The 21,144-nt window shown below is 56.8% G+C and carries 25 protein-coding genes and 6 pseudogenes; 9 read left to right on the forward strand and 22 right to left on the reverse strand.

The genetic code is table 11. From position 1 onward, the window contains the following. Positions 1 to 46 precede the first annotated feature (46 nt). The 3 genes from N8E89_RS22810 (at position 47) to N8E89_RS22820 (ending at position 2,509) form a co-directional block, all read left to right on the forward strand. Positions 47 to 1,345, forward strand: coding sequence for an HlyD family type I secretion periplasmic adaptor subunit (locus tag N8E89_RS22810; RefSeq protein WP_262262091.1), 1,299 nt, complete (start codon positions 47 to 49; stop codon positions 1,343 to 1,345). A gap of 206 nt (positions 1,346 to 1,551) precedes the next feature. Then, positions 1,552 to 2,274 carry a response regulator gene (locus N8E89_RS22815; protein ID WP_262262092.1) on the forward strand — a complete coding sequence of 241 codons (723 nt, stop codon included), beginning with the start codon at positions 1,552 to 1,554 and terminating at the stop codon, positions 2,272 to 2,274. 1 nt (position 2,275) lies between these two features. Next, positions 2,276 to 2,509 (forward strand): hypothetical protein, encoded by a 234-nt coding sequence (locus N8E89_RS22820; RefSeq protein WP_262262094.1) that lies wholly within the window; start codon positions 2,276 to 2,278, stop codon positions 2,507 to 2,509. Positions 2,510 to 2,518: 9 nt separating this feature from the next. Here the strand turns inward: N8E89_RS22820 and N8E89_RS22825 are convergent, their stop codons facing one another. Continuing rightward, complete coding sequence (locus tag N8E89_RS22825) at positions 2,519 to 2,896, reverse strand: DUF6212 domain-containing protein (protein ID WP_262262095.1); 378 nt, start codon at positions 2,894 to 2,896, stop codon at positions 2,519 to 2,521. 491 nt (positions 2,897 to 3,387) lie between these two features. Between N8E89_RS22825 and N8E89_RS22830 the strand changes: the two genes are divergently transcribed. Beyond that, positions 3,388 to 3,633 (forward strand): hypothetical protein, encoded by a 246-nt coding sequence (locus N8E89_RS22830; RefSeq protein ID WP_262262096.1) that lies wholly within the window; start codon positions 3,388 to 3,390, stop codon positions 3,631 to 3,633. A 519-nt stretch (positions 3,634 to 4,152) separates the two neighbouring features. After that, positions 4,153 to 4,419 carry a hypothetical protein gene (locus tag N8E89_RS22835; protein WP_262262097.1) on the forward strand — a complete coding sequence of 89 codons (267 nt, stop codon included), beginning with the start codon at positions 4,153 to 4,155 and terminating at the stop codon, positions 4,417 to 4,419. Positions 4,420 to 4,666: 247 nt separating this feature from the next. Here N8E89_RS22835 and N8E89_RS22840 read toward each other — a convergent pair whose 3' ends face one another. The 3 genes and pseudogenes from N8E89_RS22840 to N8E89_RS22850 form a co-directional block, all read right to left on the reverse strand. Continuing rightward, positions 4,667 to 5,041, reverse strand: coding sequence for a PRC-barrel domain-containing protein (locus tag N8E89_RS22840; protein ID WP_262262099.1), 375 nt, complete (start codon positions 5,039 to 5,041; stop codon positions 4,667 to 4,669). 627 nt (positions 5,042 to 5,668) lie between these two features. Beyond that, entirely contained in the window at positions 5,669 to 5,830 is a 162-nt protein-coding gene (locus N8E89_RS22845) for a hypothetical protein (RefSeq protein WP_162707384.1), read from the reverse strand. Positions 5,831 to 6,009: 179 nt separating this feature from the next. Continuing rightward, positions 6,010 to 6,387: pseudogene (locus N8E89_RS22850) on the reverse strand (DDE-type integrase/transposase/recombinase); the annotation flags it as partial. A 362-nt stretch (positions 6,388 to 6,749) separates the two neighbouring features. Between N8E89_RS22850 and N8E89_RS22855 the strand changes: the two are divergent. Further along, positions 6,750 to 7,106, forward strand: a complete 357-nt coding sequence (locus tag N8E89_RS22855) for an ArsR/SmtB family transcription factor (protein WP_262263300.1) — start codon at positions 6,750 to 6,752, stop codon at positions 7,104 to 7,106. Beyond that, positions 7,090 to 7,593 carry an SRPBCC family protein gene (locus N8E89_RS22860; RefSeq protein WP_262262100.1) on the forward strand — a complete coding sequence of 168 codons (504 nt, stop codon included), beginning with the start codon at positions 7,090 to 7,092 and terminating at the stop codon, positions 7,591 to 7,593. The genes N8E89_RS22855 and N8E89_RS22860 overlap by 17 nt, the downstream gene beginning before the upstream one ends. Positions 7,594 to 7,757: 164 nt before the next feature. Here N8E89_RS22860 and N8E89_RS22865 read toward each other — a convergent pair whose 3' ends face one another. Next, positions 7,758 to 8,390 (reverse strand): tyrosine-type recombinase/integrase, encoded by a 633-nt coding sequence (locus N8E89_RS22865; protein ID WP_262262101.1) that lies wholly within the window; start codon positions 8,388 to 8,390, stop codon positions 7,758 to 7,760. Positions 8,391 to 8,721: 331 nt separating this feature from the next. On the opposite strand from N8E89_RS22865, the gene N8E89_RS22870 reads away from it, so the two are divergent. Both N8E89_RS22870 and N8E89_RS22875 read left to right on the forward strand, forming a co-directional pair. Continuing rightward, positions 8,722 to 9,015: a hypothetical protein gene (locus N8E89_RS22870; RefSeq protein WP_262262102.1), complete on the forward strand. Its 294-nt coding sequence runs from the start codon at positions 8,722 to 8,724 to the stop codon at positions 9,013 to 9,015. Between the two features lie 9 nt (positions 9,016 to 9,024). Further along, positions 9,025 to 9,376: pseudogene (locus N8E89_RS22875) on the forward strand (DUF2200 domain-containing protein). Positions 9,377 to 9,699: 323 nt separating this feature from the next. Here N8E89_RS22875 and N8E89_RS22880 read toward each other — a convergent pair. The 17 genes and pseudogenes from N8E89_RS22880 to N8E89_RS22950 all read right to left on the reverse strand — a co-directional run bounded on the left by N8E89_RS22880 (position 9,700) and on the right by N8E89_RS22950 (position 20,936). Next, complete coding sequence (locus N8E89_RS22880) at positions 9,700 to 10,617, reverse strand: NADP-dependent oxidoreductase (protein WP_262262104.1); 918 nt, start codon at positions 10,615 to 10,617, stop codon at positions 9,700 to 9,702. Between the two features lie 87 nt (positions 10,618 to 10,704). Then, positions 10,705 to 11,213, reverse strand: a pseudogene (locus N8E89_RS22885) (DUF3788 domain-containing protein). Between the two features lie 40 nt (positions 11,214 to 11,253). Continuing rightward, positions 11,254 to 11,991 (reverse strand): annotated as a pseudogene (locus tag N8E89_RS22890) (FMN-dependent NADH-azoreductase). Positions 11,992 to 12,035: 44 nt separating this feature from the next. Continuing rightward, a complete protein-coding gene (locus N8E89_RS22895; RefSeq protein WP_262262105.1) occupies positions 12,036 to 12,581 on the reverse strand; it encodes a carboxymuconolactone decarboxylase family protein in 546 nt (181 codons plus the stop codon). Positions 12,582 to 12,614: 33 nt separating this feature from the next. Continuing rightward, positions 12,615 to 13,269, reverse strand: a pseudogene (locus tag N8E89_RS22900) (nitroreductase family protein). 114 nt (positions 13,270 to 13,383) lie between these two features. Beyond that, a complete protein-coding gene (locus N8E89_RS22905) occupies positions 13,384 to 14,349 on the reverse strand; it encodes an AraC family transcriptional regulator (RefSeq protein ID WP_262262106.1) in 966 nt (321 codons plus the stop codon). Between the two features lie 548 nt (positions 14,350 to 14,897). Next, positions 14,898 to 15,119 carry a hypothetical protein gene (locus N8E89_RS22910; RefSeq protein WP_262262107.1) on the reverse strand — a complete coding sequence of 74 codons (222 nt, stop codon included), beginning with the start codon at positions 15,117 to 15,119 and terminating at the stop codon, positions 14,898 to 14,900. 511 nt (positions 15,120 to 15,630) lie between these two features. Beyond that, complete coding sequence (locus tag N8E89_RS22915) at positions 15,631 to 15,807, reverse strand: hypothetical protein (RefSeq protein ID WP_262262108.1); 177 nt, start codon at positions 15,805 to 15,807, stop codon at positions 15,631 to 15,633. 63 nt (positions 15,808 to 15,870) lie between these two features. Then, a complete protein-coding gene (locus tag N8E89_RS22920; protein WP_262262110.1) occupies positions 15,871 to 16,182 on the reverse strand; it encodes a thermonuclease family protein in 312 nt (103 codons plus the stop codon). A gap of 205 nt (positions 16,183 to 16,387) precedes the next feature. Continuing rightward, positions 16,388 to 17,404, reverse strand: coding sequence for a sensor histidine kinase (locus tag N8E89_RS22925; protein ID WP_262262112.1), 1,017 nt, complete (start codon positions 17,402 to 17,404; stop codon positions 16,388 to 16,390). Positions 17,405 to 17,685: 281 nt separating this feature from the next. Next, complete coding sequence (locus N8E89_RS22930) at positions 17,686 to 17,922, reverse strand: hypothetical protein (protein WP_262262114.1); 237 nt, start codon at positions 17,920 to 17,922, stop codon at positions 17,686 to 17,688. Between the two features lie 23 nt (positions 17,923 to 17,945). Further along, complete coding sequence (locus N8E89_RS22935) at positions 17,946 to 18,311, reverse strand: VOC family protein (RefSeq protein WP_262262115.1); 366 nt, start codon at positions 18,309 to 18,311, stop codon at positions 17,946 to 17,948. 804 nt (positions 18,312 to 19,115) lie between these two features. Beyond that, entirely contained in the window at positions 19,116 to 19,322 is a 207-nt protein-coding gene (locus N8E89_RS29085; protein WP_315975748.1) for a hypothetical protein, read from the reverse strand. A 40-nt stretch (positions 19,323 to 19,362) separates the two neighbouring features. Continuing rightward, positions 19,363 to 19,653 (reverse strand): annotated as a pseudogene (locus N8E89_RS29090) (transposase); the annotation flags it as partial. After that, the gene (locus N8E89_RS29095; protein ID WP_315975696.1) at positions 19,610 to 20,143 is read right to left on the reverse strand and encodes an IS110 family transposase; all 534 of its coding nucleotides are present in this window, start codon (positions 20,141 to 20,143) and stop codon (positions 19,610 to 19,612) included. The pseudogene N8E89_RS29090 and the gene N8E89_RS29095, both read right to left, overlap by 44 nt. A gap of 212 nt (positions 20,144 to 20,355) precedes the next feature. Next, entirely contained in the window at positions 20,356 to 20,739 is a 384-nt protein-coding gene (locus N8E89_RS22945; RefSeq protein ID WP_262262116.1) for a type II toxin-antitoxin system VapC family toxin, read from the reverse strand. Beyond that, positions 20,736 to 20,936 (reverse strand): type II toxin-antitoxin system VapB family antitoxin, encoded by a 201-nt coding sequence (locus N8E89_RS22950; protein ID WP_262262117.1) that lies wholly within the window; start codon positions 20,934 to 20,936, stop codon positions 20,736 to 20,738. Before N8E89_RS22950 ends, N8E89_RS22945 begins: the two co-directional genes overlap by 4 nt. Between the last annotated feature and the right edge of the window lie 208 nt (positions 20,937 to 21,144).

The following is a 21,144-nucleotide window of genomic DNA, read 5'->3' on the forward strand; positions in this document are numbered from 1 at the left end:
ATGTTCGGCCGACAGAAAGAGAAAAAACAATGCCAACGGCTCGCCAATGCAGACGGAGGCCGACAGCTGCTTTCCAGTGGGAGCGCGGGTCATCGCGGGGGTTACGCTTGGGTTACTGCTTTTCGCCGGTGCTGGCGGCTGGGCCGCCACCGCACAACTGACCGGAGCCGTCATGGCTCCGGGGATGGTCAAGGTTGACCAGAACCTGAAATCCATCCAACATCGCGACGGCGGCATTATCAGCGAGATTGCCGTTCGAGAGGGGGACTTCGTTACCAAAGGCCAGGTCATGCTGCGGCTCGACGACGCGGAGACCCGTGCTGAACTTTCGATCGTTCGCACCCAGCTCGTAGAATTGATGGCGAAACAAGCCCGGCTGATGGCAGAGCGCGACAATCTTGACGCAATTATCCTGTCACCTGAGCTCTCCGCCAGAATTGAAGACTTCCAGCATGTGTTCTTCGGCGAAAATCGCATGTTCGACGGCAATCGCCAGAACCGCAAAAGCCAGAAAGAACAGCTGGCATTGGGTATCGACCAGCTTGGCGAGGAAATAAGGGGGCTTGAAGCCCAGCGCGCCGCCAAGATCGACGAAATTGCGCTGGTCAAAACCGAACATGTCAAGATCAAGGGGCTGACCGACAAGCGATTGATCGAGACCTCGCGCAAGTACATCATCGATCGCGAAATGGCGAAGCTCGTTGGCGAACGGGGCGAGGTCGAAGCCAATATTGCGCGCGCCAAGGCCCGCATGAGCGAAATTCAGCTGCAGATCATCGCCATCGATGAAACGGCACGCACGGAGGCACAGCGTGAACTGAGCTCGATAGAGCCAAAACTCTCCGAACTCAGGGAGCGGCGTGTGGCCATCGAGGACCGTCTTGCGCGCGCTGACATTCGTGCACCGCTATCCGGCACTATCAACGAGCTGTCCGTGCATACGATCGGCGGCGTTATCACCCCTGCTGAAAAGCTGGTGACGCTCGTGCCAGCGGATGCGGCGTTAAAGATAGAAGCGAAACTAGCGCCGACCGACATCGACCAGGTGTTTGTAGGTCAACCGGCAAAGCTGCGCTTCTCGGCATTTAACCAGCGCACCACGCCTGAGCTGCATGGCCGTATCGCCTACGTCTCTGCGGCGACAAGCAGCGATCCCGCCACCGGTCAGGTCTATTATCTGGCTGACGTGATTGTTCCGGCCGACGAGCTCGAAAAGCTTGCCGACAACAAACTCCTCCCGGGCATGCCCGTCGAGGTTTTCGTTTCCACCGAGCAACGGACGGCCATGTCCTTTCTCTCCAAGCCGCTAGTCGACCAGTTCAGCCGCGCGTTCCGGGAGCAATGACCGAAGCTGATTACAAAGCGTCCAGACCGCATCAAGCGATATGTGTGCGCATGGCCCGGACCATGCGCACACAGTTTTAGGGACGAAAGTCCTCGAATATCCACGACCAAAGACCCTTTTTGCAGATATTTCAAAATGTTAGCGTAGGGAAATGGCTGCTGCGGTTGCCGCCATGATGCGCGGTATTTCCAACCGGGAGCCTTGCTGTGTATGACCAAATAGAAGTCATCGTGGTGGATGTCCATTCATTGTTCAGGGTGGGAACCATCCATACGCTCGAATCGGACCAGGCAATCAAAGTTGTTGGACAAGCATCTTCGGGGGCGGACGCGATACAACTCTCTGCGGTCCAGTCCCCGGATATCGTGCTTCTTGACATTTCAATTCCGGGGGACGGGATAGAAACCGCAAAAGCCATTCGAGCAGCGTCCGCTCAGACGAAGATAGTCATACTGACAATGTCAGAGGCTGAAACTGATGTTGTTCGCGCCGTTGAGGCAGGTGTTGTGGGCTACGTTCTCAAAACTGTCGACGCGGCCGAGCTGGTGCCAATAATCAAGAGCATTGCCGCCGGTGCATCATTCTTCGCTCCCGGACTGACAATGCGACTTGTTTCCTATCTTAAACAGCCCTCATTAGCCGAAGTGCTTACCTCCCTGACAGATCAGGAGGAGCGCACGCTCCGTCTCGTTTCTAACGGCCTGAGCAATCGGGAGGTCGGAGCGATGCTTGGCATTCTCGAAAAGACCGTCAAATACCATATGACAAAAACAATGGCGAAGCTTGGTGTCCGAAACCGCGTCGAAGCTACACTCATCGCTCGGCAGGGGTGGGGAATTGCGACAAGTCCTTCTGCTGAAAGGGCGCAACGCCATGCAAGCAGGCCAGTCATCCAATTCGCGCCGACGGGGGTTAAACGAGTCATTTAGAATGATCGATCTTAAGAAATATCGGGACCTACTGGTCTGTCGTCAAAGTCAGTTGAGAGCAGACTTGGCAGATCTCGAACAGGGTGATCTCCAGATCGCCTTGCGTCAAACATCCACTGACGAATGGATGGACGCGACACAAGTCATGGGTCAGCACTACAAACATCAAATTGAACTTTGTGACCGGATGATTGCAATACTTGATGAAACGTTAAGCGAGTTTGGTTGGGGTTAGGCAGCCTTATCACAGCTCCGGCAAGACCGGGTCCCCGGTTCCAGGCTGCGCGTTCGTTGAGTTCGGCTTGGAAGCGGCCGAAGACCACGCGGCCGTGCGCCAACGTTCCGCCTTGCGGCAGCCGTGAGAAGAAATGGACGTCGACAAGCCCGACTCCGGCTCTGGCAGGCGAGCGATCAGCGCGTAGGGCTTGAGCGGTTCGGCGAGTTCGATCCATCCGCTCGAGGCGAGCACGCCAACGTCCTGCTCCGCGTCATCCGGGCCATGGCCGGAGCGGGTAACCACGAGTTGCACCAGGAGCTGCGTCTTACAAAGACCGTCATCGAGCTTCGCTTCGCAAGACACCGCGCCGGCAAGAGGGGCGTGTGGTGACGCCGCACTTCTCAAGCATTCGCCTCCTTGTCCTTTGGAATGGGGAGGCGCAATTTTGCGTCTTAAGCGCTCCAATTCACCTTGCGCTCCGGGCGTCACCATGAATTGAGCGTATTTGGTTACCCTATGCGGTCTGGCGTGTGAAAAAGAAGCGCACGAGCTTCTGCCAGACCTCACCCGCCTGCGCGGCCTCCATGGGAGAGGGATAAAAGGGCCGTTTCCCCGCAAAAGGGCGTAATGAAAATCAGGTCAACGACCACCGGCAAGATCGCCGGCGCGGCCACCATAACAACTGCCCGCTGGGCATAATAATTTGGGGTATGTGGACAAACGATGGTTGCCACTCATGTGGTTGATCGTTCGGTAATGCCTGTTCCGTTTCACGGTGACCCGTACGATTATGGATTAAAGCCGCATGGGGTGCCCGGCGCCGTTCATTCTTTGTTGTCCGTGGGGCGCAATTATCTTGACTCCATGGGAATATGTTCCCCTTTTGTTCGATGACAATGAAAACTCTAGGGCAGGCAGCGCCCCAGGGCATGTTGGTGCGGGTGATGTGCCGCCAACGCGAGAAGGCTGGCTTCTTCGTTGCCAGCGATCTGGCCAATGTAAATGGCCATGGCCGATCGTTTGAGAGTCTAAAATTTCGCTGCAAGGAATGCGAGGTCGTGGATTGCGGGGCCGTGCCCTTCGAAGACGACCGCGACAGGGTCAACAAGAAGCGGATTGTCTGGCGTCCGGTGTCGATGTGAGGGGATCAGACAACGGAACGATCGGCGCGCTAATTTGATCACGGGGTACACGCTGTGGGTGCACTGCCAAGCGCGCAGTTGTCATCACTCCCGTAAAATGGATTTGGTCGATTTGGCCAAGCGGCTGGGGCGAAATCACGGTGCCTTGCATTGCGATCTGGTGCCAAAGCTGCGGTGCTCGAAATGGGGGTTCAAGCACGTAGGGATTTCTACGACGCCTTATTGAGTGGTGGGCCAGGCGGAACATTCCTCGGCGCTTATTAGTTAAGACCCGATCATAAGGAAAAACTGATATGGGTGATCCGATGCCTGCTCCGGAACCGGAACCGAAGCCAATACCGTTGCCTCATGAACCGCCCAACCCGGTTCCGGGCCCGGACCAAATACCTCCCGTAAAGGAGCCACCGCCGGATCAATTCCCGGATGAGACACCTCTACCAAACCCTGACGAGGTGCCGGAACCGAAACATATTTGATCGATGTGGGTGGAACAATTAAAATTTGGAAGAGACCCGCGTGATGACAAAAGCCGATGATACGATTAAGGCTGAGCGTAATGCCAAGGCGGCTGAAAGGATGCGTAAGTGGCGGGCCGCTAATCCGCAAAGCCCCGACCAGAGGGCCAAGGCAGCAGAGAAATCTCGGAAGTGGCGGCAAGTGAATAAGCAGCGCCACCAGGCTTACATGCGGGCTTGGCGTGATGCTAATCGCGAAAAAGTCAGCTTCTACCAAAGGGCCCGCCGACAAAAGGCCCGAGCCGCGAAAAACGAAGCACGAACCGATTGACAGAGTTCGTCTGGTCATGTTGTTCAGGTTCCGCGACAGCAATGTGGACAGGTGGCAGAGCGGCGATTACGTGGCGGAGTTAGCGGCAGGATCAGTTACAACAGAAACCCGCCATGGGAATTCGGTCTCGTCAGCCACACGATCACGATCTGTGCCGTTCCCGAGCCCTAATTGCGTCAATCCATTTAGCGTTCTGGACAAGCGTGCGGCAAACGGTAGCACCATGCAGGGACGCGCTAAAACGTCGCTAAATCCAATATGGCCGGACTTCGTAGTAGTCGTAAACGCGCCGACCGTTCTCGGCATCCCAATTGAACTCCTGGTCGCGAGCAAAGTGCGGAGCGCCTTCAAGTTGTTCCTTAGTGGTGTCGATTCGGAAGCCTGCTAGACTCTCGTCATAGTCAAGCTTCTCCCATGGCAGCGGATAGTGATCGTCACCCACACCGAGAAACCCACCAAAACTGAGTACGGCATAAGAAATTCGTCCGCCTCTTTTTTCGAGGATTAGTTTTTCAACCTGTCCGATGTGATTTCCTTGGCTGTCATAGACGCTGGTACCGATAACGAGGTCGCTGGCGATAAGATCGTGCGTCTCACGAACGTTGGGGTCTTTGTTTATCATGACTTGCTCCCTTCGCTTTTGGTTATGGAACAAAACGTGTCTGTGCCCTCTACGTTCCAAGCAACTTGTTGCACGATTGTGAATTGGCGCCAAAGCCTGATCCCATGGCACGGCGAGCCGGGCCGGGAAAGAGCGCTTGCGGCAGACTGGTTTCTATCAAGAGCCGCAGCTGTGCAGCTCGCTGAATTGGCGAGGAACGCTATAAGACGCGCACGTTGCACGCGGTCCCGTTGCCCGCGATTGCGCATACGCTAATGATTCCGTGTGGCGCGGATGAGTTCGTCTTTGTAATGTCAAGGATCGCCCATTGTCCGAGCATTGCTTCGGCGACCTCCTGCCAACGGGACGTTTCACAGCTTCCGCGCAACGTTCGCAACATGGGCCGTTGAGAACGGGTTCACTGATGATCTGGCACAACGAGCTTTAGGCCATGTCGTCGGCAGACACTACGACCGGATCATACCAAATCTTACTTCTTTGAGCAGCCCAAAGCCATCCATGACGCGTGGGCAGGGTATTTGACAAAGTGAGGAAGAAACCGCGTGGCGCGCGTTTGACGTTCGATGCGTCACAAGGGTAGGGGCGACCCTGAAATCGATTTTACGGGTGATCTTTTTTGACCCTGACCTATTCGCGGGGTGACTTACCCGACCCACCCCATGGTCTACCCTTCTTGTCATCAATGCTTATGCCTCTCGCTTTCGCCTCGGCAGCGATCTCTTCCAGCTGACGCAATGTGCTATCGAATGCAGCCCTCAATTCATCGTCATCCAGTTCCTTTAGATTCATCGCAAACTCCATCGTATGATCGACGGTGTTATAGCATATGAGCGATTTGTTAGTGCTAACAAACCGACACCACCAAATGTCAATGTGCCGCATTATTTGCGCGTAAAATAAAGGGGTCGGCGCAATTAGGTTCTGTTGCAGCGGCTGAGTTGGGTTAACGAAGGCTGATACCATAACACCTATGCGGCGAGGATCGCGAACTGCTCAGCCAAGGATGGATCTGGATTGAAGGCGTATCTTGTCGCTTGCGCATCATGTGGACCATTTCGATGCCAGACAAGATGATGCGGGCGGTTTCCGTCGATTTGAATCCGAGCATTGTTCGCACGCGGCGCTTGATGCGCCGCGCCGGTGATCCTGTTCGATGCGATTGTTCGATTTCCGGGAGCAATCCCGCAAGCGATTTGTCGCGTCGCAGGAAACGATCGCCTCACGGTTGGTCTGGCTGCCATCGATGATGACGCGATCCGGTCGGCCATGGCGCTTCAGCCCTTGTTGAAGAAGCGCTTTGCCGCAGCGAGATCCCGATGCTGGCTAAAGAGGAATTCGACCGTATCGCAACGCTGTCGTGCTCCAAAGATCAGACAATGGGTCGTCTGGAACAGCACTTCAGAAAACAGTATTGGCGGGTCTGCAGTTCGGTTGCCCTCAAGGCGAGAGAGCCAAATAACGCATACGCACCCTCCAATCATTATTGGGGTCCCATTAATGACCGAGATGGGGCCGTAGTCGGCGGGACTGCTTTCGGGGAGTAGGCGCTGAAAGCTGACATTCGTTCATCAGCGGCTCGAAGGTCCGCTTGACCCGCAGCAGACGATTTGCTGCCCGCCGCGGTGCATGACCTCGAATGACCGGTCTACGGCAGGGAAAGTTCGGGACGCTTGCACTTCCTGCGCGAGCAGGTTACATACTGAACTATATGGTTCAGTATGTAAGTCCCCCTCTCGATCTCTCGTTCGCGGCGCTGTCCGATGCGACCCGCCGCGGGATCATCGATCAGCTTGGGCGAGGGGACGCGTCGATCACCAGTCTCGCGGATAAGTTCCAGATGACGCTGACCGGCATGAAGAAGCACGTCCAGGTTCTCGAGCGGGCGGGGCTCGTCGTCACGCAGAAGGTCGGACGGGTGAGAACCTGCAAGCTTGGGAAACGCGGCCTCCAGGCGGAGGCCGAGTGGATCGAGGCGCATCGCAAGCTCTTCGAGGCCCGCTTCGAAGCATTGGACGAAATCATCAGCGAAATGAAACAGGAGGGAAGCGATGAATCAGGAAGTTAACAGTGCAGGTGGCGCGCAGAACCGCACGTCGGTCGAGCGCAAAGGGGATCGCGAACTCGTCGTAACGCGGACATTCAATGCGCCGCCGAGCACGGTTTACAGGGCGTGGAGCCAGCCCGAGCTGTTCCAGCGCTGGTGGGTGCCAAAATCGGCATCCGGCGTTTCGCTCGTATCGTGCGATATGGACGTCCGTACCGGCGGCAAATATCGGCTGGAATTCGGCACCGGCGGTTCGGGCACCATGGCCTTTTACGGCAAGTATCTCGAGGTGGTGCCGAACGAGCGCATCGTCTGGACCAACGACGAGGGCGAAGAGGGCGCGGTCACGACCGTGACCTTCGAGGACCAGGGCGGGAAAACGCTGCTGAATCTCCACGAAATCTATCCGTCCAAGGAGGCGCTTGAGGAAGCACTACAGGGCGGGGCGGCCGCATTGCCGGAGCAGCTGGAACAGCTCGACGAATTGCTTTCCAACATAGGCGAGTAGCGCGGGTCGGGAAACTCGCCTCGGGGGAACGTCTGTTCCTGGGAAGTGACTCCACCAGCCTTTTTCGGCCGGAGCGAGGGCGCGTAGCCGCTCGATCGCAATCTTTGGAATTGAGAAAGTTGCGTTGACACGTGCAGCCCCACTATGCGCGGGGCTGCACGCGCTCAGATCTCAGTGTGCTCAGCTAGTTCCAGTGCATCCTCGATGTCCACGCCAAGGTACTTGACGGTATTTTCGATCTTGGTGTGCCCCAACAGGATTTGAATCGCGCGAAGATTGCCTGTCGCCTTGTAGATCATTGCGGCCTTGGTGCGCCGAAGCGAATGCGGGCCGTAGTCTTCGCGCCGCAGCCCAATTGCGGTCACCCATTCATCCACCAATCGAGCGTACTGGCGAGTGCTGAGATGATCGGCGTGGTCGACCCGGCTGGGAAAGGCGTAGTCGTCAACTGTTCTACCACGACGTTCAAGCCATGCAAGCAAACTTGCCCTTACATCTGCCGTTATCTCGAACTGAACCGGAGGGCCGGTCTTTTGCTGAACGACCATCGCCCGGTTTCGGATTTCCGTTCCTGTGACAGGACTTCCGATTTTCATTTTTACGAGATCACAGCCGCGCAGCTTGCTGTCGATCGCGAGATCAAACAACGCGCGATCTCTCATGCGTCCTTCCCTATCAAGGAAGAAGCGGATCGCCCAAATCTGGCGCTGTTTCAGAGGCTTCTTGACACCGGCCTTCCGGCCGGCGTCCCAGGCCGGGCGCCCCAGTGCGGCAGGATCATATTGTGCAATACCCATTTCCGTTCTCCTTTGGCCAACATTGGCCATTTGAAGAACGCCTGAGAGCAGTGATTGAGGGGCCGCAAGCCGTCGGACTGCTTGCGAGCATGATCGCGCGAAGCTGCCATTTACGTGCGTTCCTTGCGGCGCCATACTGCTCGATGGCTGGCTGGACAGGCACTAAACGCTCCATTGTGAGTGGATAGCCAGAGGTCAGTGCCCGAATAGCGCACGGACCTCTGGCCCGGTCCGCAAGAACGCTGGGAGGCACACATATGAGGGCGAACGACACCTATCTCGGGTTTTCACCAGCAACAAGACCAGCCCTCGCTGGCAGGCATGGTATGAGATGTCAGACGAGGAACGGCGCGCCAAGGACGAGGAAGGGCTCGCCGCCCTGAAAACCTGGGACGAGGCGCACAAGGACGCAATCGTCTACGAGGGCGGGCCGCTCGGCCCGACCAAGCGCACATCGCCGGATGGCGTGGCGGACGTGGTCAATGAACTAACCGTTTTCGTTGCGGTGCGCGCGCCGTCGCATGAGGCCGCGGCAAAGCTGTTCGAAGGCCATCCGCATTTCACGGTCTTTCCGTGCGACTCTGTCGACGTGATGCCGCTTCTCGCCCCCGATCCCGACGCGTAAGGACGCTTCATGACGAAGCATCGAGATCTATTCCATGAGCTTTGCCAGCGTCTATCCGCACTATGTCGCCAAGGCGGAAAAGAAAGGACGCACCAAAACCGAGGTCGATGAGATCATCCGCTGGCTGACGGGTTACACCCAAAAAGGGCTCGACGCCGAGCTGGGGAATACGACCAGCTTCGAGGATTTCTTTGGTCAGGCACCTCAACTGAATCCTTTGCGAAACTTGATCACGGGTGTGATCTGCGGCGTCCGGGTGGAAGACATCGAAGACCCGCTGATGAAGGAAATCCGCTACCTCGATAAGCTGATCGACGAGCTTGGGAAGGGGAAGACAATGGAGAAGATTCTCCGGAAATGAGTAGAGAGGTTCGAGCATGCGATATCACCGGCCGAGCGCATGAACGCGCCCTGATCGCGCTGAGCTCGTTGCCAGCAAAGATGCTGTGGTCAACCGCCATCCCAAATGAAGAAGGAATGTCAGGTTTCAGGACTGCGCTGAGAACCGGTGAGTGACCGACATGAGGGCGCTAAACAGAATCTGAGGCGCTAGGAATGCGCAGCTTGTGTGCAATTCGCACTCCCTAGAGGAACCCCCTCCAAGGAGTGCGCGTGGACGCCGATCCGTCAGGAAGATACGGCGGGTTCAAGTGCCCCACTAAGATCCGAATTCTCGCCGCGTCCTCACGGGAGAACGCGGATAACCGTCTTTCCCGCGCGCCGCTCCGTCGAATTGAAGGTGGCGACCGCATCCTCCAGACTTGAAACCTTGCCGATGTTCGTCCGTAGTCTTCCGTCCCGGACCCGCTGAACGATCTCGGATAGCTGGGCACGATCAGCCTCGACGACGAAGTCAACCGCCAAACCATCCGCAGGTCGAATATCTGTCGGTCCGACGGCTGTCACGAGCGTTCCTCCCGCCCGGATCAGCGCTGCGGACCGCTTCTGAACATCGCCGCCGATAACGTCGAATACCAGATCAACGCCGCCGACGTCTTCCAGGGTATCGTTTCCAAGATCGATGAATTCATTTGCACCGAAGTCCAGAGCTTTCTGGCGGTCAGCGGCGCGTCCGGTACCGATGACATAGGCGCCGGCTTCCCGCGCAAGCTGCGTCACGATCGAGCCGACGGCCCCAGCCGCGCCGTGCGCGAGCACGCTCTGCCCCGCCTGAAGGCGGCCATGCTGAAACAATCCCTGCCATGCGGTCAGGCCAGATATCGGCAGGCTTGCGCCCACCGTGAAGTCGACGTTGCCGGGCAACGGCGCGAGGTTGCGGGACTCCACAGCGACGTACTCAGCGAGTGTGCCGTCGCGATACCAGTCAGACAGACCGAACACCCGCTGACCGATCGACAGCCCCGTGGTGCCATAGCCCAGCGCGGTGATCACACCGGCCAGCTCATGGCCGAGGATCGATGGCGTCCGGTCATGAAACGCCCGATCGGTCCAGGTCGAGGGCCAATCCAGTTCGGTGTTGACGAACCCCGCTGCATGGACCTGTACGACGACGTCGTTTATCGCGGCCTGCGGCTCAGGCCACTCCACCAGCTTCATTCCGGCTGTTCCTGCAGCCTGGTCGGTCGCTACGATCGCTTTCATGGGAATTGTCTCCTCAGTCATTAGTGGTTCGGGTAAAGTGCATGCGAGGAAGGTCTTTTCGATCTTTCGCGCAGTTAACTATCGGTTCTACGCCTTCCGCGACGGCCTTGATGTTGAATTTCTGTGTGATGCCGACGAGACATCTAGCGGGCGCTTCATCGTCAAAAGCTCCGTCACATCATGCAGATCATCTGCCGCTGAGATGGCAAGTGTCAGCATTTTCCGTCGACATATGTTTTCGCTTCATCGTAAAGCTTGACCAGTTGCGGGCGCCAGACGTAACGCCGCTCCTCGAACTTCTCACGTTCTGGTCCACCCATAACCACAACAGCCGAAAACCGCCGGTATTCCGGCACCATGGTGGTGAACGCCTTCGTTTTCATATAGCGCAAGGACCAACCACGGTTCTTGCCGCCGTAGAGCCAGTCCGGCGCGAAAACTCCCGGATAGAATTCGTTAATCCAGGTCCGCAGTTCGGTCCAATGGCCGAATGCCTCTGGTCCGAGCCAATCCCGAACGGCGCTGTCATCAGGCGGTGCTGATCTGCCGGTCATCCTGTCGCCGATTTGGGAGGGGGTACTATTTGATAAAATCATCTGAAGCCTCATATTCAATGGTCCGGCGGAAGCCGGAGGGTTAGGATGCGGGCGCCAAAAGCTTGTGCGCGCCCTCAGAATGCTCCCGGTGACGCTTGCCGGAGCGAGGGACATCGCGATACGGTCTGCCAGTGCTCGAGAGCACCGCAGGACGATCGTGTAATTCTCGAAAATGCTCCGCGGCGGTCAGGTCGAGAGCGGCGAGCGCTTTGTCCCTCGCTAACCCTGACTCCGATCCAGGAAGGCAGTGCCTTGAAGCGGGAGAAATTGCTGAGTCCTCAGCCCAATGGAGCTGAGTGCCAGCGACAGATAGGGCGTGAGAAAATCCGGCTGATTGGCTCGCTCACCGGTGAAGAAGCCACCAGAAGCCACGCCGATAAACACCGGACGGTCCCGCAGCATTCCCACCTTGCCAGCCGGCGTTGACTTCATTGTGCGGCCGACGCGCAGGATCTGGTCGATCCACGCCTTGAGGACCGAGGGAATCGTCAAATTGTGCATCGGCGTTCCGATGACAATCACATCGGCCGCTTCGACTTCCCGAATAAGCGCTTCGGAAAGATCTAGAGAACCCATCGGCGGGGTGGCCAACGTTGCCGGCAGACGCCAACGCGGCGGCGTAGAGGGCCTCGGTTTGGGGCAGGGGTTCAGCCCCCAAGTCACGCCGAGTAATGCTCGCGCCGGGCGCAACCTCAAGAAGCTTTTCGATGATCGCCGCCGAAAGCTGACGGCTGTGCGATTCCTGACGCGGACTGCTATCGATATGGAGAATATTCATGTGATTGATCCCAACAGCTTCAAAAGGTTGCGGAAGGCGAAAGCTCAGATCGAGCCGGCTGGTGTCACGGCTGGAAAATCCTTCTCGTGATCGAACACGTTGTTGAAGAAGTTTGTCAGGGAATACATGGCCACAAGCGCGACGATCTCGATGATGTTCGCATCGGTATAGCCAGCATCGCGGACGGCTTTGAGATCGGCGTCGCTGACGTGCCCGCGCGTCTCGATGACTTTTCGCGCAAACTGAACAGCGGCATCCCGCTTCGGGTCGCTGGCGTGGCCCTTTCGGGCGAGGATGATGTCATCGGCCGGCAGCCTGGCCATATGTTCGGCGGTGAAGCTGTGAACCCTCAGGCAATAGTTGCAACCGTTCACCTCGGAGACGGCAAGGCCGATGCTGTCGCGTGTCTTTACGTCGAGTGCCTTGCTCAGGGAGCCGAGCAGTGTGGCCCACGCGTTGAACGCGATAGGACTCTGCGCGAAGGCCACCATCATGTTTGGGGTGAACCCGATGTTCTTCGTGAACGCATCGAGGGTCTGTTTCGATTCAGCCGGCACCTGTTCCGGCGTCAGAGCAGCAATTCTTGCCATTATAGTCTCCATAAGTGATTGAGTTAATTGGAATTATGCGAAATCCAGGACATCGGCCACCGGCATGCGCGGCTTCTGCGGCCAGTTGCCGGCCCGCTCCGGCCCGACGGTCAGCAGCATCACCGGGATTTCGTCTTCGGCCAGGCCGAACTCGCGATGCACGGCCTCTGCGTCGAAACCAATCATCGGTGTCGAACCCAGGCCGAGCGAGCGGGCGGCATAGATGATTGCGGCGGTGCCGAAGGTAGCGGAGCGCACCGCCTCGTCGCGCTGGCGCTGCGGCTGATCGTCATACAGACCGCGAGCGGGGGTTTCCCATTCCGGCACCATATGTGCCGGCATGATGCCGGCTTCCACGACCGGCGCCAGGCGCGCGGGGACGGTGCTAGCATTGGCCAACTGGCCGACGATGATGAAGGTAACGGCGGCGTCGGTGATCGCGGGCTGGTTCCAGGCGATCGGGCGCAACCGAGCCTTGGCCTCAGGCGTACGGACGGCGATAAACCGCCAGTTCTGCAGGTGGAAGGATGTCGGCGCGGACGTGCCGATCCGCACCAGGTCGCGAGATCTGATCGTCGCTCAGTGTGGCGGCGGTGTCGTAGTACTTGGCAGCACTACGGCTCAGGATGATTTCGATGACGGCGTTCGTCGGCGTCAGTTCGTTGGCTGCGTTACTGATGTAGTTCATTGGGTGGCTCCCTCATCAAGTGATTACGGAGCCCAATTTACGGCCGTCTGTGAGAATATCGAGACTGAATGTCCTCAATATAATGCGCGAAAGGATCAATTCTATGAGTCGATCCTAGTCCGCGCGCGCCCAGGTATGCGCTTGTTTGCGCCATTCCCCGGGCGTCATCCCCATTCTCTCAGTAAACACACGGCGGAATGCCGAAACAGATTGATAGCCGACCATTTCGGACACAGCCTCGGTGCTGATCGTCGGCTTTTTCAACTCGTTGGCTGCCAGGCTCATGCGGAGATCAGTCAGCAGATTGAGGGCCGAACAACCCAGCCTGTCCTGAAAGCGGCGCATGAATGTGGCGCGCGACATGCCGCACAGGTCCGCCAGATCAGGCAATTTCCAACGCTTGCCCGGATCGGCGAGCATAGCCGTAATTGCCGGCGCCAGTCGTGGGTGGCCGGCGAGGGCCAACAAGCCTTCAGGGGCTTTCTCGGATTCACTTGCAGCTCGCAGCACTAATGTGAAGAGGGCCGAAGAAAGCGCGTTGAGAACGGCGCGTCCTCCCGCACGATCGCCGGCGGACTCCATTCGCATCAGCCCCACCAAACTGGCCAGTTGATCGGTAGCAGATCCGATACCGTCTATTCCGGGGCCGTCTATCGTCCGTGCCACCAGATTTGTGGGCAGATAATTACGGATCAGTCGATCATGGGGCGGAGCGATGAAAAATCGGCCACACAACAAATCGAGTTGCTCGCCCTGACCGTCGTTCTCGCTCAACATCCATCCGGCAGACCCTTGGCGCTGCTGGGTGGGGATCGGCGTTTGCCCACTACCGTCGTGAAGCACGTGCGACGCGCCGTGAGGCAGCAACACGATATCTCCGCTCACCAGCTCCCTGGCTGTTCTCGTCTCCGGATCCTCGAAAATGGCCCGGCCCTTGACGATGACGTGGTAGGGAATTTCGTTCGCCGCCGCCCGGCCCCAGGCCACGCGCCACGGCGCACCATAGGCACAGCGGACCTCGAGCTGACCGGTTACGGTGACGATTTGCAGGAGATGGCTTAACCAATCGACTTCAGACATTGGACCTCAAGAACCGGAAATGATGAAACATCTTATCGCAATTGTGCGTTGGTTCTACTTATCGGCCACGTTTCCAAACCTCGTTTCGTACCGGGCCTAGATCATGAGCCAGCCACCGAGCGCTTCCGGATCTGAGAGGGTACTGTATCAGACGCCGCCATAAACGTCCTTTCAGGCAATGGCAGAGGTCATGTTACGACCGAAATGAGGGCGCAAAGCAGCCGTTAAATCCTTTGATCACTAATGTCCGGTTTTGGGCCAATACCGGACTTTGATACACTAGGAAACGTCCGCTAATGCTGCGAATATGGCACCGCCGCACTTATTGAGATCTTCGGACGCATGCGCCAGTTGAATTCGAGGCGAGACAGCTCGACTCTGCGGCATAGAACTAACTTCCACTTCGCGCCGCCATTTCCGGATCTTGCTCCGCGCCGCCGGATCCCCACTATAGAATTCCTACATACAGGCTGCGACTGATGTAGCGTTCCCAGGATTAAGAGGCTCGAGGTTTAAGCTTTATCCTTCAATATCGTCGGGCTGATCTTTCAAGATGACCGGCTGCGGGAACGTCTTGTTCTGATGTACAGAGCAATGGCCCAGTCTAGGAGGGCTTCTCCTGCCTCGGTCCAGCGTCCAAATGTACGGCCAACGACGACCTTTTCCATATAGCCGAACTCTGCTAGCGCACCAATTGCACGCTCGCCAGCCGCCATTGCATCGCTATCGAGCAGATTGTCGGGACGTTTTTCAAGATGCTGCCTCACCATAGATGCTCATGCACCCAGCGCCCGCTTTTGACGATCATCCATCTTCCATGACTTTCCAATCGAGTTGGGTGCGGCACAATAGCGCCCGGTTGAAGCGGGGCATAGCTACCGCGCTTCTGGCATACCAGTGGCCGCTTCCTCCTGGCCCACCATTTTCTGATAAACAAATATAAGTCTCTTCCCGCAACAGCGAGCAGCGAAGGGTGGGGCACCCGTCGGACTCTATAAACTAGTGTCGGCGTGAACTTAGTTTCGAAATCGCGCTTTTGGTGGCTTCCTTGATCCCCTTTTCCGCCCGGATGATCCTGTCACTCGAATACACTGCAATGAAGTAGAAAACATAAGCGGCCAGGGCACCTATTAGGTAAATGTTGAAGGGGATTCGAGACCCCAAAGAACAACAAGGAACCAACCGTCCCTGTGATCGCGCCCAACGTTGCGTAAGGGCCGGGAGGATTGTTAGGAAGCCTAGAACCGATAACTGTAATGATTATGGCCGGCACGAGCGCAATCATTCCGATGAGCTCGGACACAAAATAATGAACCGAATGTGGCGGTTGTCCGGGCTGTCGACAATGAACTGCAGGCTGTTGATAAAGAAGAACCCAAGACCGGCGACCAGTGAAGCTAACGCAAAACCGACCAGGAAAAAGGCAAGACGTCCGACCAATCTGGCGATGAGAAGCATGAAATGTTTCCCTATGGATGGCATTGATAACGGTACCGAGGTCGTTGTTGACCGGCTTGAAGGCTAGCACCAAGGCTGGCGCCTACCAGTCCACCGCCGGGCTAGATTGCGCTCGATAAGTGTCTCTCCAACGTCCTTGCCATTGACTGAGACAAGGGCAAGCGTCCGACCATACCGGTCGATCATGCGTCTGGTTTTGGGATAGCCGCGCGTAATCCGTAGTTCCTTGCCATCGAGCAATCGGTTCAGCGCGGTATTGGCTTCGAGGCCGCGGGCAAGTTCGCTTTCACATTTGGCACCGCTGATTTCGGGAGTGTCGATGTTTGCGAGGCGGATTTTCTCTCGGTTGAGCCAGATCGTATCGCCGTCGATCACACAGAGCTGGTGCCGGCCGAGTGATCGGGTATATTGATATTTACGGCCGCATGACGCTAGCTGAATTCGAGTCGAAACAGATCACCGCTGGCGGCATAATAGCGGTCGTTAGACGTGGTCTCGTAGAGCGGTCCAATTCGGAAATATAGACGATTGATCCTGAACGGGCAGGGCTTCCTTGAGCCGCAATTCGACGACCTAGGGATCAAGAATGAGTAATTGAGACTTTCGTTCCTGGATTGCCTGGGACGGACGTAAACGTAGCATCGAGCTGTTTTGCCATCGCATCAACAATGCCCGTGCCCAAGCCGGGCTTGGAAAACTTGGGATCGGCAGCGATCCCGACACCGTCGTCACTTACCGACATCGACCATTTCGAGTTTTCGGAACGATAGTCGACGACGATCTTACCATTGCGATCGCGGGGAAACGCATGTTTGAGAGCATTGATCACCAGTTCGGTGACAATGAGACCGAGACTGACCGACACATTCGCCTTGGCGGTACTGTCATCGACCGTCACCTCAATCGAGAGCTTTTCGGGATCGTGGATCATTGATGCCCCGAGGCTTTGGCAAAGCTGTGTGAAGTACGGCCGGAGAAGAACATCACCAAGTCTGGAGACCGCTAGCTGCTGTTGGACGGAGGCGATAGACAGCACCCGGCCGTGTGCTGATTGTAGGTGCGCACGGGTCTCCTCGGACTGAACTGCTCGTGCGCTTTGCATGAGGATGCTGGCAATGATTTGCAGGCTGTTGGCCACCCGATGCTGGATTTCCTGGAGGAGAATGGCTTTTTCCCGTAAGAGGTCATCCTTGAGTTTTTCGGCGAGACGGGCGTCGGTGACATCTGACACCGATAGAAGAAGTCGAACGCCGTCGGTGTCCCCGTATTGGAGTTTCTGCGCGTTCAATACCAGGCGTCGCGGTTCTTGACCTTCACGGGTCAAGTCCATCTCGTAGGCGCGGATATCGGCGCTGCCTGTCGCAGTAGCCTGCAACAGTGACGACAACCGCCGCAAATTCCATTCTCCGCTCCCGAGATCCGTCAGTTTCCCGTTCGAAACCTGGGCCGGATCAATCTGAAACTCGCGGCAAAAGGATTCACTCGCTGCAATCACCACGAGGTCACCGTCAAGGAGAAGAAGCGGCGCATTGGATGATGCAACGACCGCCAAGGCAAGGTTCATACCACCTTCCGGCTGATCAATTGGGATAGTCATTAGAATTTGTCCTTGTGGGGACCGGAGGCTCGCGGTGCGAAAGCCTTCCCCGGGCATGGACGTTGCTCGCTCCATAGTCCGAGTGTACGCAATGACACAATAGCACAGATAAAACCTGCGTGTTGATCTCAATTGATCCGGCGAGGGGGCGAGCACGATGCTTCTACCGTAGAATCGGGAAGCGATTTCGGAACCATATCGACAAATCGGAGTGATCTGGAGTACGCCACCCGATGCTGAGCTGCAATGCTCCGGGCAATTGACCGTCGCTGTGGACGAACTTAATCGTCCTTAGCTGGTCGACTCATATTGTTATTGGAGTTTTGACGATCCATTAGAAATGCCAGTATGTCGCCATTACAAGCTCGCCTAAGCTCTTCCAATGTGAATCCTTCGGCTAACGCGTGGGTCTTCAAGTCATCGGCTTCTTGGACCATCTGAACCTTATCTTCTTCATGCCCTTGCGATGTGATGTTTACATCGACCCACGCTTGAATACACTTGCTAATTTCTGGCATTTTTTCTCCTTGGAGACCGAGTGCTACATCGCGGATCTGTGGATGTCGTCCATACCTTGAGCGAACACGATCTGATTGCCATCCGGGTCTTTGATGATCGCAGTTTTGACGGCATCCTCATTTGAACCGCTGCTGGAGACTATTTCGATGCCTTTGGCTCTCAAGTCTTCGATGCGGCCATCAATACTGTTCTCCACCAGCGTGACAAACGACGCTCCGGCTCCGCTCTTGACCTCAAAGACCTGAAGCCATCCGCCCTTTTCGAATTCCCATTCGAGCAAGCCGTCCATGGGTCGCGTATCGGGTGGGCGCCCAAACAACTTCTCATACCATGGACCGGCCTTGTCTAGATCTTTGACGGCAACGCCAGCCAAGACATTGACTTCCATAACCAGTTCTCCGGAGCACCGCGATCAAATAAGGGTAGGTGGCAATCACACAACTCTAGGCCACCGTCATTGTTCCCTGTGACCAAGCCAGCGCACCATTGAAGATGTGCTCTTACAGGCACCAATGGAACCTAAATCGGTTTAGTCCGTTGTTCAGTACCGTCAGAAATGTTTTGGGCGGCTGAAAGATCACAAGAGGATGAAATGGATATCACCACAATTCTCATAGTCGTTTTGATCGTACTTTTATTGGGTGGAGGCGGCTTCTACGGTCGCGGCCGTTGGTACTAAGAGAAACCGGGAGTTTTAGAAAAGCTAAGTATCCAATCCAGTGACGACACTCGCCCTCGAAATCGTCCGGCAACTCCGTGAGTACGGTTCCCAAGGGCGAAGCAATCTGGGTGACCGACAGTAGGAACCCGTTTCCGATGTTCGGTGGAACTGTTCAGCAAGTGACGAAGGGACAGAGAGCTTATCGATATCTCCGGACGCTTGACGCCAGTTGAATTCGAGCTGAAACAGCTCACTCCCGCGGGCCTCCATAAATGTCTGCTTCTCTAATCGGGCATTTGGGTCAAGCTCTTTTTTAATTTTCCGGCAGCCTGGTCGTTCACGCGGTCACGCTTCTCTTCGCAGTCTGTTGGCTCCTTCACGCTTGGAGTCGCTGCATGCATGCATGGGATCAGGGTCTGGAAAGCCTCGCTTTGCGACGCGCTCGAAGCGCAGCAGACATTCACGGCTTCATCCATCCCGTCGTCCGCGTGGGACGATCCGGCCAGGATCGAGTTCGAAGGCTCTGTCAAATCATGCAGATGCCTCCGATCCGAACCGGAACTCTGTGCCGTCGATCCACATCCGATGAAGCACGACGGCAATCTTGCGGGCGACAGCGACAATGGCTCGCCGCCGTCCCTTGATCTTCATCAGCCGCACGCCCCATGCCTTCAGGCTGCTCCAGGCAATCGACCGCATCAGCATCGCGTTGGCGGCTGCATAGAGCGTCGCTCGCACGTCGGCGTCGCCGGCATGGGATCCGGCCGGGATTGTCCTTCTCGCCGGACTGGAAGCGTCGCGGCGTCAGCCCGAAGTGAGCGCCGACAGTGCGCGAGCTTTTGAAGCGGGTGGGATCGTCAACTGCGGCCTTGAAGCTCAAAGCCGTCACGTATCCGACACCTGGAACACTCATGAACCGCGTAGTGACGGCGTCTTGGTGCGCCGCTCTTCGGACACGTCGATCGAGTTCAAGAAAGGTTTCCAGGAGCATCTGCCTGGCCTGCAACATCGGTAGGAGCGCATGGCTAAGTGCGGGATCGCTTTCGGATCGTGTCTCGGACGGCCGCATCGAACGCACCACCCCGCAGACGCATCGGCAGTTTGACGCCGACGACCTTCAGAAGCCCGCGGATTTCGTTTTCAAGGTCGATGCATTTCCGCTGCATGACCTTGCGGCTGGTGAGCAGTGCACGGATGTAATGGCTTTCGACGCTCTTTACATGCACCCGACTATACCAACCCGATCGCAGCAGTTGGGCGATGCCGCGAGCGTCGCTTTTGTCGGTCTTGTTGCGCATGGCCGAAAGAGCGGCATTGACCTGCCGAGCCTCCATGCACACGACGTCGAACCCCGCTTCTTTCAGTCCGTAGGTCAGATGTTGAGTGAGCGTGCCAGCTTCCAGCCCTGTCTGATGGATCGGTTCGCCAAACTCGCGCAGGCAGCGAACCAAGTCCGGCACGTCGGATGGGACGGATCGCTCGAGCCGAACCTTCCCATCCTGGTCAATAATGCAGATCGCCACTGAGCGCAGTGACACGTCCAAAGCAGCATAAAACATCGTCATCTCCCTTCATCTCGGCCAAGCCGGGATAGTAGTGGGAGCTCGTCCCTGGTGGGACCGCCCGATTACACATGCTTTGCGCCCTCATTCCAGTCGTTGGCAGCACGTGCAACAAATGGCCGGATTCGGCCCCAAATCGGTCATTCCAATCACGCCGGGCCGATGCCTGCTACTGGGGCGTTTGGAATAAGGGTTTTGGTTTGGCAATTTTAGTTGGGACGATTTACGGGTAGGTGCAGTGAAGCGCCTGCCTTTTCGGCCGCTGCTCTTAGGCGCTTGTCTCTGGTCCATAAGGTCGCTCGCTGGTCAAGAAGGACGGATGCCAGCAAGTGAGCATCGGTGTAGCCAATGCCGATGCTGAAAAGACTGTGGCGATTGATCATTGTCATGACTTCGTCGTGCGTGGCGGCGACCGCCGCGCGCTGCGCCGCCAGAAAAGCCATCACGCTGCCGCGAGCCCCAAGGCTGCCAAGCGCCAGCTCACCGAACACGGCTGGGTGGCAAAGTAGGAGGTCGTCTTCAATAATCCTGCGCAGCTCCGCATCAACACGACGAAAATGATCAATCCAGATCGAGGTGTCCGCGAGTATCACTTGGCCGCTGCGCTCCGGCGGCGCGGAGCTGCCTCGGCATCGGGCATAGTTCCTCCGAGCGCGATGAGGCGCTTTCCAGACTCCACACGGACAAGCGTTTCCAACGCCTGGCGCACTAGGGCCGCAGTTTCATTTGTACCGGTCAACAACCTAGCCTTCTCCATAAGCGTGTCGTCGAGGTTAATAGTCGATCGCATGATGTAGCTCCCTAATTGAAGCGCGGAAAATAGCACCATTTGGTGATAAAATCGATGCCGGTTGCAGCATTTCTATGCAGTGCGTTCACTGACGTGGCATGGCAAATTTCTTACCCGGAGCGTCGAAGCTCAAGTCCTATTAATCTACCATCATAAATGGTGGGCTCACGGTTCGTATCCTTTCAAGGCGAGGGACCGTCCACTTGAG

Origin of the sequence: Phyllobacterium sp. A18/5-2 (assembly GCF_025452215.1) — a bacterium.
Lineage (GTDB): Bacteria > Pseudomonadota > Alphaproteobacteria > Rhizobiales > Rhizobiaceae > Phyllobacterium > Phyllobacterium sophorae.

Excerpts from the sequence above, each read along its gene's own strand:
- N8E89_RS22810 (WP_262262091.1), top strand. The coding sequence starts at position 47 with ATGCAGACGGAGGCCGACAGCTGCTTTCCAGTGGGAGCGCGGGTCATC.
- N8E89_RS22820 (WP_262262094.1), top strand. The coding sequence starts at position 2,276 with ATGATCGATCTTAAGAAATATCGGGACCTACTGGTCTGTCGTCAAAGT.
- N8E89_RS22830 (WP_262262096.1), top strand. The coding sequence starts at position 3,388 with ATGAAAACTCTAGGGCAGGCAGCGCCCCAGGGCATGTTGGTGCGGGTG.
- N8E89_RS22835 (WP_262262097.1), top strand. The coding sequence starts at position 4,153 with ATGACAAAAGCCGATGATACGATTAAGGCTGAGCGTAATGCCAAGGCG.
- N8E89_RS22840 (WP_262262099.1), bottom strand. The coding sequence starts at position 5,041 with ATGATAAACAAAGACCCCAACGTTCGTGAGACGCACGATCTTATCGCC.
- N8E89_RS22845 (WP_162707384.1), bottom strand. The coding sequence starts at position 5,830 with ATGAATCTAAAGGAACTGGATGACGATGAATTGAGGGCTGCATTCGAT.
- N8E89_RS22855 (WP_262263300.1), top strand. The coding sequence starts at position 6,750 with ATGGTTCAGTATGTAAGTCCCCCTCTCGATCTCTCGTTCGCGGCGCTG.
- N8E89_RS22860 (WP_262262100.1), top strand. The coding sequence starts at position 7,090 with ATGAATCAGGAAGTTAACAGTGCAGGTGGCGCGCAGAACCGCACGTCG.
- N8E89_RS22865 (WP_262262101.1), bottom strand. The coding sequence starts at position 8,390 with ATGGGTATTGCACAATATGATCCTGCCGCACTGGGGCGCCCGGCCTGG.
- N8E89_RS22870 (WP_262262102.1), top strand. The coding sequence starts at position 8,722 with ATGTCAGACGAGGAACGGCGCGCCAAGGACGAGGAAGGGCTCGCCGCC.
- N8E89_RS22880 (WP_262262104.1), bottom strand. The coding sequence starts at position 10,617 with ATGAAAGCGATCGTAGCGACCGACCAGGCTGCAGGAACAGCCGGAATG.
- N8E89_RS22895 (WP_262262105.1), bottom strand. The coding sequence starts at position 12,581 with ATGGCAAGAATTGCTGCTCTGACGCCGGAACAGGTGCCGGCTGAATCG.
- N8E89_RS22905 (WP_262262106.1), bottom strand. The coding sequence starts at position 14,349 with ATGTCTGAAGTCGATTGGTTAAGCCATCTCCTGCAAATCGTCACCGTA.
- N8E89_RS22910 (WP_262262107.1), bottom strand. The coding sequence starts at position 15,119 with ATGGTGAGGCAGCATCTTGAAAAACGTCCCGACAATCTGCTCGATAGC.
- N8E89_RS22915 (WP_262262108.1), bottom strand. The coding sequence starts at position 15,807 with ATGCTTCTCATCGCCAGATTGGTCGGACGTCTTGCCTTTTTCCTGGTC.
- N8E89_RS22925 (WP_262262112.1), bottom strand. The coding sequence starts at position 17,404 with ATGACTATCCCAATTGATCAGCCGGAAGGTGGTATGAACCTTGCCTTG.
- N8E89_RS22930 (WP_262262114.1), bottom strand. The coding sequence starts at position 17,922 with ATGCCAGAAATTAGCAAGTGTATTCAAGCGTGGGTCGATGTAAACATC.
- N8E89_RS22935 (WP_262262115.1), bottom strand. The coding sequence starts at position 18,311 with ATGGAAGTCAATGTCTTGGCTGGCGTTGCCGTCAAAGATCTAGACAAG.
- N8E89_RS29095 (WP_315975696.1), bottom strand. The coding sequence starts at position 20,143 with ATGTTTTATGCTGCTTTGGACGTGTCACTGCGCTCAGTGGCGATCTGC.
- N8E89_RS22950 (WP_262262117.1), bottom strand. The coding sequence starts at position 20,936 with ATGCGATCGACTATTAACCTCGACGACACGCTTATGGAGAAGGCTAGG.